The sequence below is a fragment of the Caulobacter sp. FV2ps19 genome (genome assembly GCF_058681035.1).
This window is the reverse complement of record NZ_CM178729.1, coordinates 544,756-557,690: the sequence shown is the minus strand read 5'-3', so window position 1 is coordinate 557,690 and position 12,935 is coordinate 544,756. Positions and strand designations below refer to the sequence as shown.

At 64.5% G+C, this 12,935-nt stretch carries 10 protein-coding genes, 1 tRNA gene and 1 pseudogene; 8 read left to right on the top strand and 4 right to left on the bottom strand.

Translation table 11 applies throughout. The features are described from left to right. The first annotated feature begins 77 nt into the window (after window positions 1–77). The 6 genes from ACW18B_RS02600 to ACW18B_RS02575 all read left to right on the top strand — a co-directional run bounded on the left by ACW18B_RS02600 (window position 78) and on the right by ACW18B_RS02575 (window position 7,574). Window positions 78–1,814, top strand: coding sequence for a type I secretion system permease/ATPase (locus ACW18B_RS02600; protein WP_492049288.1), 1,737 nt, complete (start codon window positions 78–80; stop codon window positions 1,812–1,814). Further along, window positions 1,811–3,196, top strand: a complete 1,386-nt coding sequence (locus ACW18B_RS02595) for an HlyD family type I secretion periplasmic adaptor subunit (RefSeq protein ID WP_492049286.1) — start codon at window positions 1,811–1,813, stop codon at window positions 3,194–3,196. The genes ACW18B_RS02600 and ACW18B_RS02595 overlap by 4 nt, the downstream gene beginning before the upstream one ends. A gap of 7 nt (window positions 3,197–3,203) precedes the next feature. Beyond that, entirely contained in the window at window positions 3,204–3,947 is a 744-nt protein-coding gene (locus ACW18B_RS02590) for a sulfotransferase domain-containing protein (RefSeq protein ID WP_492049284.1), read from the top strand. Window positions 3,948–4,259: 312 nt separating this feature from the next. Further along, on the top strand, window positions 4,260–5,777 hold the full coding sequence (locus ACW18B_RS02585; protein WP_492049282.1) for a calcium-binding protein: 1,518 nt from the start codon (window positions 4,260–4,262) through the stop codon (window positions 5,775–5,777). Window positions 5,778–5,876: 99 nt separating this feature from the next. After that, a complete protein-coding gene (locus ACW18B_RS02580) occupies window positions 5,877–6,371 on the top strand; it encodes a hypothetical protein (protein ID WP_492049281.1) in 495 nt (164 codons plus the stop codon). A gap of 3 nt (window positions 6,372–6,374) precedes the next feature. Continuing rightward, window positions 6,375–7,574, top strand: a complete 1,200-nt coding sequence (locus ACW18B_RS02575) for a glycosyltransferase family 4 protein (RefSeq protein WP_492051851.1) — start codon at window positions 6,375–6,377, stop codon at window positions 7,572–7,574. A gap of 150 nt (window positions 7,575–7,724) precedes the next feature. Here ACW18B_RS02575 and ACW18B_RS02570 read toward each other — a convergent pair. From ACW18B_RS02570 to ACW18B_RS02555, 4 genes and pseudogenes are all read right to left on the bottom strand, one after another. Beyond that, window positions 7,725–8,479, bottom strand: a pseudogene (locus ACW18B_RS02570) (IS5 family transposase). A 464-nt stretch (window positions 8,480–8,943) separates the two neighbouring features. Continuing rightward, the gene (locus ACW18B_RS02565) at window positions 8,944–9,936 is read right to left on the bottom strand and encodes a M23 family metallopeptidase (protein WP_492049280.1); all 993 of its coding nucleotides are present in this window, start codon (window positions 9,934–9,936) and stop codon (window positions 8,944–8,946) included. Window positions 9,937–10,111: 175 nt separating this feature from the next. Next, a tRNA-Ala gene (locus ACW18B_RS02560) sits at window positions 10,112–10,187 on the bottom strand. Window positions 10,188–10,341: 154 nt separating this feature from the next. After that, complete coding sequence (locus ACW18B_RS02555) at window positions 10,342–10,812, bottom strand: TIGR02300 family protein (protein WP_492049279.1); 471 nt, start codon at window positions 10,810–10,812, stop codon at window positions 10,342–10,344. A 117-nt stretch (window positions 10,813–10,929) separates the two neighbouring features. On the opposite strand from ACW18B_RS02555, the gene aroA reads away from it, so the two are divergent. Together aroA and cmk are read left to right on the top strand one after the other, a co-directional pair. After that, a complete protein-coding gene (gene aroA / locus ACW18B_RS02550; protein WP_492049278.1) occupies window positions 10,930–12,249 on the top strand; it encodes a 3-phosphoshikimate 1-carboxyvinyltransferase in 1,320 nt (439 codons plus the stop codon). Window positions 12,250–12,252: 3 nt separating this feature from the next. Then, window positions 12,253–12,903 carry a (d)CMP kinase gene (cmk, locus tag ACW18B_RS02545; RefSeq protein ID WP_492049277.1) on the top strand — a complete coding sequence of 217 codons (651 nt, stop codon included), beginning with the start codon at window positions 12,253–12,255 and terminating at the stop codon, window positions 12,901–12,903. The last annotated feature ends 32 nt before the right edge of the window (window positions 12,904–12,935 follow it).

Below are 12,935 nucleotides of genomic sequence, written 5' to 3'. Positions count from 1 at the left end.
GCTATCTTTGGCTTGTATCCGTCTGGATGCTTGTTTGAGGTGCTCGGGGTTACGGCGAGGATGATTTCACGGCCGCCATGAAACGACCAAAACAGACCACCGGCACCAATGATCTGCTTGTCCGTGCCCTGCGCGAGGGCCGTGGCCCGCTGATGGCCGCGGCGGGGTTCACTCTGGTCTCCAGCATGCTGTACATGGCGCTGCCGCTTTTCACCAATCAGGTTTACCAACGCGTTCTCATCAGTCAGAGCGTGCCGACCCTGGTCGTGCTCAGCGTCGGCGTGCTGTTCGTGTTCGCAATTTCGTCTGCGATCGACGTTTTCCGCGCCCGGGTGCTGATCAATTTTGGCTCCGCGTTCGACCAAAGGGTTTCGGGGCAGGTATTCTCGGCGCTGTTTGATGGCATCAGTCGGCGAGAGCGCGCCAGTTCCTCCCAGGCGCTGCGAGATCTGGATACGTTCCGTCAGGCCCTGACCGGCGGGCCGATGCTGGCTCTTTTTGACCTGCCAACCGTGCCCCTGTTCATGGTCGTTCTGTTTATGATCGATCCCTGGGTGGGTGCGCTCACCCTGATCGGCGGCGTGGTCCTGCTTGTCCTGGTGATCATTCAGGATCAGACGACCCGTGTTCCGATGAAGGAAGCCAATGACGCGGCCCTGAAGAGCTACGGCTTCACCGATGCGGGCCTCCGCAACAGCGAGGTTGTCCGCGCCATGGGCATGTTGCCAAGCATCGGTTCATTATGGCTCCGCTTCCGCCGCGACTCCATGAGCCAGAGCGTGTTGGCCAGCGACCATGCGGCGATCTGGTCTAACGCCATCAAGTTTGTGCGGATGGCGATCCAGGTGTTGATCATCGCCCTGGGGGCGTTGCTGATCCTCGAGCACAAGATCGGCCCGGGCCTGCTTTTCGCCAACATGATCCTGTCGTCCCGCGCCCTGGCGCCGATCGACCGGGCCGTCGGCGCGTGGTCTGGCTTGGTTGCGGCGGGTCAGGCCTACGGTCGCCTAGCCGAACTGCTCAGCAGATATCAGCCGCCCGCAGCCGCGACGGCCTTGCCAAGGCCACAGGGGCGCGTGACGGTCGAAGGCGTGAATTTCGCGACGCCCGACGGCTCGCGCCTTTTGCTGCGGGGCCTGGCGTTCTCGATCAACCCCGGCGAGACCGTCGGCGTGATCGGCCCGTCCGGCGCCGGTAAGTCAACCCTGGCGCGTCTCCTGGTCGGGATCTGGAAGCCGAGCGCGGGTACTGTGCGGCTTGACGGGGCGGACGTGTTCGCCTGGGAGCGCGGTGACTTTGGTGAGCATGTGGGCTACCTGCCCCAGGACACCGAGTTGTTTGGCGGCACTGTGCGCAACAATATCGCCCGGTTCTCATCGACCGTGACCGACGAAGAGGTCGTCGCGGCGGCCAAGATGGCGGCGGTGCATGATCTGATTTTGCGGCTTCCCAAGGGCTATGAGACCGATCTGGGTCAAGATGGCGTCGTGCTCTCGGTCGGTCAGCGGCAGCGGGTTGGACTGGCCCGCGCCCTGCTGCGCGACCCCCGACTGGTGGTGTTGGATGAACCCAACGCAAATCTGGACGCCGTCGGCGAGGCGGCGCTGATGTCAGCGCTGGAAACTTTGAAGGCTCGCGGCGCGACAGTGGTGCTGGTGTCGCACAAGCCGACGGTCTTCAAGACCGCGGACAAGATGTTGGTGATGCAGGACGGGATGATCGAGATGTATGGCCCGCGTGAAGCCGTGATGGCCAAGTTGGCCGCCAATGCCAAGCCGGCGCCCTCCGTCAAGGCGATCGAGGCCAAGTCGTGAAGCGTTTTCTCAAGCTCCTGCAGCAGCCCGCAGCGCCGACCGAAACGTCGGCGAGCCAGGTCGGCGGGGCCGAGGCCCCGCTTTCAGATGTCGATAGGCGCCGGATTCGCGCGCCGATCATCGGCGGAAGCGTGGTTATTGGCGTTTTCGTTTTCGGCCTGATTTTCTGGGCGTCCGTGTCGTCGATCTCGGGCGGTGTTGTGGCTCCAGGTCAGGTTCGTGTCGAAAGCAACCGCAAGTCGCTGAAGAACCGCGAGGCCGGTGTTGTTCGCGGCATCTATGTCCGGGACGGTGACAAGGTTGCCGCTGGCCAGGTGCTGATCAAATTTGATGACGTGGTTCCTAAAGCCCAGGTGGCGATTCTCGAGAATCAGTACTTCGCCATGCTGTCTCTGCAGGTGCGCAGCGAGGCCGAAGCCCTGAACCGCAAGTCGGTGGCGTTCCCGGCCGAGTTGACGCAGCGCGCCGCGACCGACCCCTCGGTGGCCATGCTGATCCGCAACGAGCAATTTCTCTTCACCTCGCGCTTTGCGGCGCTGCAGGGCCAGATCGATATCCTCCAGCAACGCATCGTGCAGTTGCGGGAACGGCAGAGCGGCATCCAGGTCCAGATCGACTCGATCGACGAGCAGGCGCGACTCAGCCGCGAGGAGCTCCAAGGCTATCAGACGCTCTATGAAAAGGGCTATGCGCCCAAGACCGTCCTGCTTCGTCTCCAGCGTGCGATCGCTCAAGCTGATGGCCAGAGAGGCTCCCTGGTTTCGGACAAGACCCGGACGCAGGAAGCGATCGGGGAGACGCGGCTGCAACTGAGCGGGCTCTATCAGGCGCGTGCCAGCGAAGCCGGGGAAAACAAGCGCAAGGCCGACGCCTCGCTTGCGGAGATCGGGCCGCGGCTCGGCGCCGCCCGCGAGTCCCTGGCTGCGACCGAAGTTCGCACGCCGGTCGCCGGCTATGTGCTCAATCTGACCCAGCACACGATTGGCGGGGTGGCGGGCAGTGGCGAACCACTGGTGGATATCGTGCCCCTCGACGCACCCCTGGTGATCCTGGCCCATATCCAGCCCCGGGACGTGGATGAGGTCCATGCCGGCATGAAGGCCCAGATCGATCTGGCCGCCTTCAGTTCGCTGAAGGTGCCCAAGGTGGAGGGCTCCGTTATGAATATCTCGGCCGATGTTCTGACGACGGACAAAGGCGAGAGCTTCTATCTCGCTGAGCTGAAGATTGACCCCACGGAGTTCAAGCGCCTGCCCAAGGGGGTGCGCCTCTCGCCAGGCATGCCCGCGAATGTGATGATCGTGACCGGAAAACGGACGGTCATGTCCTATCTGCTGGGTCCGATCGGCGACATCGTCAATCACGCGATGCGGGAGTCCTGAACCCGTCGTGAGCGATCCCCGCGTCGCTTTTCTGATCGCCGGCGTCCAGAAGGGCGGCACGACGGCCCTGTTCGACTATCTGGTCGAGCATCCGGCGCTGGAGCTGCCGGCGATCAAGGAGGCGCACTTCTTTGATGACGAGACGGGCGTGGACTGGGCGGCGCCAGACTACGCACCCTATCACGCGCTGTTCTCGCGTCCCGATCCCATCCTGTGGGGGGAGGCGACGCCGATCTATATCTACTGGCCCCGATGTCTGGAGCGCATCGCCGCCTATAACCCGGCGATGAAGCTGATTCTGCTGGCCCGCGACCCGGTGGAGCGGGCGTGGTCGCACTGGCGGATGGAATATGGGCGTGGCGTGGAAACCCGTTCCTTCGCTTGGTGCATCCGTGAAGGTCGCGCCCGGGTTGCAGGCGATTCCAGTGCGCCGGGCTATCATCGGGAATATAGTTACGTCGAGCGCGGGTTCTACGGGGCGCAGCTTGAGCGGGCGCTGGAGCATTTCCCGCGACCACAGATTCTCGTTCTGGCGTCGGAAGACCTCGACCGCGATCCGACCCGAGCCCTGGGGCGCGTGACCGATTTTCTGGGAGTCGCGGCCTTTTCAGGAAAAATTGAGGCGCGAAGATCGCATGTGGGGCGCGAAATGAGCTCTTCCGATCATCCGACGGCCGAGGACGTTGCTCTGTTGCGCGGCATATATGCCTCCGATCAGGCTCTTTTTCGTGATCTGGCCGACTTCGGTTAAATCAGATCAACCTGGACGATTCGTCCGTACTTGGCCGGATATCGCCCCGAAACGCCGGCGAAGCGCTGCCAGTCGCTTGATTTTGTTGCAAATTTATCACCGACGCGGCCGACGTGAAAACACGCCGCCCCTGCGTGTTTCGGCTGTTGCGCAAATTCCGCCGATTGGATAACTATAGCGCGGGCTTGTTTGACCTTGGTCGTCACCCTCGGGGGAAACGATTAGGTACGGCTAAGGAACGCAGGTTCTCCACCTCCGTGGTGGGGGCGCAGGCGGTCTTGCGGCCCGTTGACACGATTTTGGAGAACAAGAATGACCACTTACGTTTTTGAAACGATGACCGCAGCCCAGGCCGCGGCCTTTACGGGCTCTGACGCCCTGGTGTTCAGCACCACGACGACCAAGGCTTCGTCGGGCACCTATACCGTTGGCGCCGCCACGGCAACGACGCCTGCCACGGTCACCGTGACCTTCGCCGGCAAGTCGCTGACCTTCACGCAATCGGCCCTCACGACCATCACGTTCAACGATGGCTCGAAGTATGCCGTGACGACGGGTAACTACTTGGGTACGGGCTTCGGCGATGCGCTGTTCGGCAGCGGTCTCGCGGCGGGTACGATCGACGGCGGCGTTGGCGATGACGTCATCGTCGGCGCCACCGTGGCCAACACCCTGATCGGCGGCTCCGGCGACGACACCATCACCGGCGGCGCCGGCGCCGACTCGATCACGGCCGGTAGCGGCGACGACTACATCGTGGCTGGCGCTGGCGACGACATGATCCTGCTGGGCACCGGCACCGACTCCGCCTTCGGCGGCGACGGCGACGACACCATCACCTTCGACGCCACCGATGCCGGCTGGGCCCAAGGCAACAAGGGCGACGACAGCATCGCTGGCGGCAATGGCGACGACACCATCTATGGCGGCCAAGGCGCTGACTCGATCACCGCAGGCGGCGGCAATGACTTCGTCCAGGGCAACATCGGCGCCGACGAGCTCTTCGGCCAGGCCGGTAATGACACCATTCGTGGCGGTCAAGACGATGACACCATCGACGGCGGCGCTGACAACGACCTGATCTTCGGCGATCTGGGCGCTGACTCGCTCGTCGGCGGCGCTGGCAATGACACCGTCTACGGTGGCGCTGGCGGCGACTCCATCGAATCCGTCAGCGGTAAGAACCTGCTGGACGGTGGCGATGGCGACGACACCATCACCGGCGGCACGGGCAACGACACCATCCTCGGTGGCGCGGGCAATGACACTGTCACCGACACCGGCGGCAGCAACTCGATCGATGGCGGCGACGGTGCCGACACCATCACCGGCGGCGGCGCGAACGACACCATCCTCGGTGGCGCTGGCGACGACTCGCTGAGCGGCGCTGCAGGCAACGACTCCATCGTTGGCGGCGACGGCGCTGACACCATCACGGGCGGCTTGGGTCAGGACTTCATGACCGGCGGCGCTGGCAACGACCTGTTCGTGTTCGCGGTTACGGACTCGACCATCGCCAACGCCAACGCCTCGATCGCTGACGTGATCACCGACTTCTCGGCCGGCGACAAGATCAGCATCGGCCTGGCTGGTTCGTCGACCAACTACTACGAGTACAGTGGTTCGGAAGTGACCACCTATGCCGAAGCTCTGGCTGCTGCCAACGTCAAGTTCAACGACAGCGCTTCGGTGCAGTATGCGGCCTTCCAGGTCGGCTCCGACGTCTATCTCTTCGTGGATAGCGGCGCTGCCGGTACGACGACCGACAACGTGATCGTCCTGGCTGGCACGACGCTCGCCGCAGTCGACTACACCTCGTTCGTCGCTTAATATCTAAAAATCTGCACTAAAGATTGTGGGGCCATCCTTCGGGGTGGCCCCCTTTTTTTGCCCTTTACTCAATAGGCGGCGCGGTTCGGACCGGAAGACATGTCAAACGCCGTCCTCTATCTGAACCCCGAAGCGTTCGACACCTCGACCAAGGCCCTGATGGGCCGCCACGCGGCGGGAGAGAGCTTCTTGCGGGGCTATTTTCGCCACGCCGAGGTCGAGGACTATCATTTCTGGAACGTCGCCGACCGGCCCATTGAGGCTGTGAAGGCTCTCGTCAACGCGGTCGAACCCCTTCGCAAGGGGAGTGCCTGGTATGGCAGAGGCGCGCGGGGCGAAATTCCCAAAGTCGGCGTGATGAACCTGCCCAGCCCCAGCATCGCTCATGAGGCGTGGGCTCGGCGTCCGTTCGGCGATCGCGCCTACGGCATCTGCCGCTTTACCCACACCACAGCCGAACACCTGGTCATGGACTCCATCGGCAACCTGCTGATCGCGCCGGTGCAGCCCTGGGACGCCGTGATCTGCACGTCGCGCGCGGTTCGCGACGCGGTTGAGGTCCAGCTGGAAGCCACGGCGGACTATCTCGGCTAAGTCCTGGGCGCCTCGAAGCTGCTCAAGCCCCGGATTGAGACCATACCGCTGGGGATCAACACCGACGACTTCGTCACCACGCCGGCCCAGAAGCGGGAATGGCGGGAAAAGCTGGGCATTGATGACGATACGGTCGTCGCCCTCTATGTCGGGCGCTTCAACCCGACCTCTAAAAGGAACCACCTGCCCATGGCGACCGCCTTGGAGCGCGCCGCCGCCCTGTCAGGCCGGAAACTGGCCTGGGTCGTCGCGGGCTGGAGCGGCTCGGATGACTTTACCGAGCGCTATCACCAGGCCGCGCGCGACCGCTGCCCCAGCGTCCAGTATATCCCTCTGGACGGACGGCTGGCTGATGTGCGCTTCTCGATCTGGGCCGTCGGCGACCTCTTCCTGTCGCTCTCCGACAACGTCCAGGAAACCTTCGGCCTGACCCCGGTTGAAGCCATGGCCGCCGGCATGCCCAATGTGGTCTCGGACTGGAATGGCTATCGCGACACCGTGCGCCACGGCGTCGACGGCTTTCGCGTGTCGACCTATGCGCCGCGGCCCGGCACGGGTAAGGATCTAGCTTACCATTATGCCAATAACTGGGCGTCCTACGACGCCTATGTGGCCGGCGCGGGCCAGGCGACCGTGGTCGATATCGACGAGGCGGCCGCCGCGATCGCCAGACTGGCCGACGATCTGGACCTCCGCGTCAGAATGGGCGCTGCGGCCCGTGAACGCGCTGTCGCGCTGTTTGACTGGGCGACGGTCATCAAGACCTATCAGGCCCTCTGGGGTGACATGAACCGCATCCGCCTGGCGGCCAAACCCATCGTCTCCCCGCCGCGAACTGTGGTCAATAATCCCTGGAGAATGGATCCCTACAAGCTCTTCGCCAGCTATCCGACCGAATACATCTCAGCCACCAGCCGGATCAGCCTCAAGGCCGCTGTCGACTGGGAAGACATTCAGGCGCTGATCGACCACCCCATGGCGACCGGCGGGGCCTTCGCCCTGCCAGGGCCGCAGATGCTGAGGGCGCTGCATACGGCGCTCGCCGACATGCGCCAGTGCAGCGTAGGGGACCTGACCGCGCGATTTGAGGAGAGCAAGCGCGTCAAGATGGAGCGCGGACTCCTCTGGCTGGCCAAGTATGGCCTAGTGAACATCATCGGTCGCTCGGACAAGGTCGCCGACGAACACCCTGAGGCGCGCTGACCTCTGGCCGCGTTGGGTTGTTGGCCCGTTTGAATCTAGAGCATCGTGCGGAAAAGTGGACGCCGGCTTTCCGCAAAAACGATGCGAAAACAAAAGCCTAGAGCAAGGCGTGTGAGTCCGATTTGACGCGCCTTGCTCTAGGCTCCAGACTCATTGGGCCCACCATATGATGATGGCGGCGATGAAGACGGCGCTGGCAAAGATGGCGGCGAGCTTGTCGTATCGGGTGGCGACACGCCGCCAGTCCTTGAGCCTGCAGAACATCCGCTCGACCAGATTGCGCTGCTTGTAGGCCTCCGGATCGAAGGGCTGCATGCGTTTTCGGGTCGGGTTGTTGGGGATGACCGGGGTAGTTCCCCGTTCGATCAGGAAATTGCGCAACTTGTCGGCGTCATAGGCGGTGTCGGCCAGGCAGAGGCGCGCACTGGGAAGCGGCTCAAGCAATGACCGGGCGAAGGGGGCGTCGCCGCGCTGCCCGGCGGCTATTTCAAAGGCGATGAGGCGGCCTTTGCCGTCGACGACGGCGTGGATCTTGGTCGTGCGGCCGCCGCGCGAACGGCCGATCGCCTGGATTTCGGCCCCCCTTTTCCGCCACCCGCCGAGCGGTGGGCCTTGGCGCTGGTGGAGTCGATCATGTGCACGTCGTCGGGGCTGAACGCGACCAGGGCCGCGAACAGCCGCCGCCAGACACCCTTGATCGTCCAGCGCCGGAACCGGTTGTAGATGGTCGTTGGCGGGCCATAGACTGCGGGACAGTCTTGCCACCGGCAACCCACCTTCAGCACATGGATGATACCGCTGATGACGCGCCGGTCATCGACCCGATGCGCGCCCGACTGGTTTTTCGGCAGCAACGGATCGATCACCGCCCACTGCCGATCCGACAACCAGAACTCTCCAGCCATGATTCAACCTCCGTTTCGGAGATTGAATCACAACAAGAATATATCATTCAAGTGTTTGATCGGGTTTCGACCTTAGCGTCGAAGCGCCCGGGTTTGGCGGTGAAACCGTGCGTTTCCCCGTGACGCACGCGCGGACTCAGCAGGCCTCGAGCGCGTTCGACGCCTTTGTCAGGCGGCAGCATCTCGCCTTTTCCTTCGCGGAGGCGCGCGACCGTTTACGCCGCTTATCGCCTCGAACGACGCCGTCAAAAGGAATTTATTATTGATTCCATGAGATTGTGACGCGCAGCGCAGACGAGGCGCCCAAAACTCGAACGGCCGAGTCGCAAAACCATAAAGTTTCGCAACCCGGCCGGAGTGACACAGCCGCGCTGGAGAACAAGGCTGAGACCCGAATATGCCATAGAAACGGTTCACCTGAAAGGGGAAACGCCGTTCTAGGTCGGGTCGTCAACACAAGATCGTTAGATCGTGATCGACCAACGAGTATCGATCACCACCACCCCGCCGCTGGTGACCCTGTAGCGACCTTCATAGCGGCCCTTGGGCCAACCGCCCGGCGGCGGCTTCTTGCCGGCGAACAGCAGGCTTTGCGCCTTGGCGGTTGCGAGGGCGGGGAGCTTGTTGTCCCCCAGAAGGGCTCCGTCAGGCCCTTGAAGGGTCAACTGAGCCGAGTTCCCAACCTTGAGGCCAATCGCCCGCACATAGGCCACCAGAGGCGTTGTGGGGGTTGCGCGGGCCAGGGCTCCGGCCTCGACCTGATCCATGGTCAGCCCCCCGGTCGTAAAACCCGTATTGAGGACGGCCTGAGGCTTGTAAGCGAGCCGGCGCGCCGCGTCGGCGGTCCACAGTCCCGCGCCGGAGCCGCAGGCTCCCGCGGCGGCCCGGCCGGGCGCGAAGGGATCCAGCACCTGATTGTCCCGCCGGACCGTGAAATGGAGGTGGGGATACTCCGTCTGCCCCGACAGCCCCACCTGGCCGAGGGGTTGGCCGCGCTTGACCGCCTGGCCGGCCTTCACCACCAGCGAGCCCTGACGCATATGGCAGTACTGGGTGGACAGGCCGCCGCCATGGTCGATCACCAGGCCGTTGCCGCACTCCTGACCCTTCACCGCCTGTAGTCCGCCGACCTTCACCGAGATGTCGGCCACGCCGTCACGCACGCGGGCGACCGTTCCGTCGGCCGCCGCCAGCACCGCGACGCCCGCCCGTTGCGCCGTCAGGTCACGAAGCCGGAAATCAACGCCATTGTGGCCCTCATAGGTCAGCGACCCGCAGCGGAAATCCTTCGCGCCGGGGCCGGGGTCGCGATCGACCAGATTCTGCACCTGACAACTGACGCCGATCTCGCAGGCTATGGGGATCGACAGGCTCGTGTCCGCGTCGCCGCCGACGCCTGGCGCCAGGGCCAAAAGCGGCAGGGCCGCCAGACAGGAAAGCGCTAGCCAGGGCCGCATGAAAGATCTCCGTCTCGAGGGTTCGCGCGGGGCGACCTCGAGAAGCATCGGATGGGCTGAGGGCGGAAGTTTGGCGCGGGGCTGACGATCCAACCGCTGGGCCGATGCGGCCATCTGTCGCCGGGGGGGGGGGCAGACATGGAAACGGCCGCTCCCTTTAGGGAAGCGGCCGTTTTGGTGGAGCTTAGCGGAGTCGAACCGCTGACCTCTTGCATGCCATGCAAGCGCTCTACCAGCTGAGCTAAAGCCCCGAGGTCCTTGGTTTCCCAAGAGAACCCTGGTGTCTCTCTGAAGGTCCGGCGGGGCCGGTCTCCGAAGAGGCGGGGAACCTATGCCGGGAGGATTTTTGGATCAACCCTCCCAGCGAAGTTTTTTTGAAGATTTTTTCGACGGGGTTTTCAGGCCCTAGCGATCGTCGTCGTCCGCGTTGGGAAGACCTTCGATTTCGTCCTCAAGCGCGTCTTCATCCTCGTCTTCGAGGAAGGGCACGTCGTCATTTTCGTCCTCGGCGAGATCCTCGTCCTCGGCGAAATCGACGCCCAGCTCGTCAGCGCCCGAAGCGGGAGTCGCGGCCGGATCAGCGTCGTCGTCATCGGATTCAATGACTTCCGGCTCGACCTTGTCGATTTCCGGGGTCTCATCGACCTCGTCCTCGAAGCCGTCCGGTTCCTCCTTCGGAGCGACCACCGGTTTTTCGTCGTCGGCGTCATAGTCCGGCGTCACGGCGCGGGCGCGAACCCGGCGTGATTTCAGCGCCTCTTCAGGGTCGAAGGACTCGCCGCACTTTGGACAAACGGCCGGGCGGCGGCCCAGATCGTAGAATTTCGATTGGCAGCTGGGGCAAATTTGTTTTGCGCCCAATTCGGGATTGGCCAAGGCAGGCGACCCTTTGATCCAGATGGGAAAAGCGGCCGGTCACTTGCCATGACCAAGGGCCGCTGTCAAAAGCAATCCCCTCGTGAAAACCACCATGATCAGGGAGCCGGTTACGGCATGACGGCGGCTGGACTGAAAAGCGGGCCCGGCGGAGCCCTAAAAGGGACCGTTCGCGCTCCCGGCGACAAGTCGATTTCGCACCGTTCAATGATCCTTGGCGCGCTCGCCAACGGCACCACGACGGTGGACGGTTTGCTGGAGGGCGACGACATCCTGGCCACGGCGAGGGCCATGCGGGCGTTCGGCGCGCGCGTTGAGCAGGAGGGCGTCGGGCGCTGGCGGATCGAGGGTCAGGGCGGCTTTTCCGAGCCGGCGGATGTCGTCGATTGCGGCAATGCCGGCACCGGCGTTCGGCTGATCATGGGCGCCGCGGCGGGATTTCCGATCTGCTCCACCTTCACGGGCGACCAATCGCTGCGCGGCCGGCCGATGGGTCGGGTGCTGGATCCCCTGGCGCGCATGGGCGCCATCTGGCTGGGCCGCGACAAGGGCCGTCTGCCCCTGACCCTGAAGGGCGGCAATCTGCGTGGTCTGTCCTATCGCCTGCCGATGGCCTCGGCCCAGGTGAAGTCGGCCGTGCTGCTGGCCGGCCTGCACGCCGAGGGCGGCGTCGAGGTGATCGAGCCTGAAGCCACCCGCGACCACACCGAACGCATGCTGCGCGCCTTCGGGGCCGAGGTGCTGGTCGAGGACCGCGACGGCGTTCGCCATATCCGCCTGCCCGAGGGACAGACCCTGACCGGGACCCACGTCTCGGTGCCGGGCGATCCGTCTTCGGCCGCATTCCCGCTGGTGGCCGGTCTGATCGTCCCCGGCTCGGAAGTGACCGTGGAAGGGGTGATGCTCAATGTCCTGCGCACCGGCCTGTTCACGACCCTGCAGGAAATGGGCGCGGATCTGGTGATCTCGAACATCCGGATGTCCAGCGGCGAGGAGGTTGGCGACATCACCGCCCGCCATTCGCAGCTGAGGGGCGTGGTCGTGCCGCCCGAACGGGCGCCGGCGATGATCGACGAATATCCCATCCTGGCCGTGGCCGCCGCCTATGCTGAAGGCGAGACGGTGATGCGCGGCGTCGGCGAGATGCGCGTCAAGGAAAGCGATCGCATCAGCCTGACCGCCAATGGCCTGACGGCCTGCGGCGTGCAGGTGGTCGAGGAGCCGGAAGGCTTCATCGTCACCGGAACCGGCCAGCCGCCAAAGGGCGGGGCGACCGTCACCACGCACGGCGATCACCGCATCGCCATGAGCCACCTCGTCCTGGGCCTGGCGGCCCGGCAGGGCGTGGCCGTCGACGAGCCCGGCATGATCGCCACCAGCTTCCCCGGCTTCGCGCAGATGATGCGCGGCCTGGGCGGCGACCTGTCGGAGATCTGAGCCATGGGGTTCGTGATCGCCGTCGACGGTCCCGCCGCGTCCGGCAAGGGCACGGTCGCCAGCCGGCTGGCGGCGCTCTACGGCTATCCGATGCTGGACACCGGTCTGCTCTATCGGGCGGTCGGGGTTCGCCTGCTCAAGGCGAGCGGGGATCTCGATGATCCGATCCTCGCCGAGGCCGCCGCCAAGGGGCTGGACCTAGTCGAACTGGAAAGCGCCGACGTCCGCACGCGGGCGGCCGGCGAGGCCGCCAGCCGGGTCGCGGTGCATCCCGGCGTCCGCGCGGCGCTGTTTGATCTGCAACGCCAGTTCACCACCCGCCAGCCGGGCAGCGTGATCGACGGCCGCGACATCGGTACCGTCATCGCCCCCGAGGCGCCAGCCAAGCTGTATGTGACCGCCCGCTCCGAGGTCCGCGCCGAGCGACGCTGGAAACAGCTGAGCGGCCAGGGCGAACAGGTAAGCTTCGAGGACGTCCTGGCCGACATCCACAAGCGCGACGCCCGCGACGGCGGTCGCGAAAGCGCGCCCATGACCCGGGCCGCCGACGCCGTCTTGCTCGATACGTCAGAAATGACTATAGAGCAGGCCTTCGATGCGGCCCGCCGCATTGTCGAGACGGCGCGCGCCCGGTCGGGAAACCTCCCGGGCTAATCCAACGCCCGCCTCGCCGCCGCTTAGGAAGC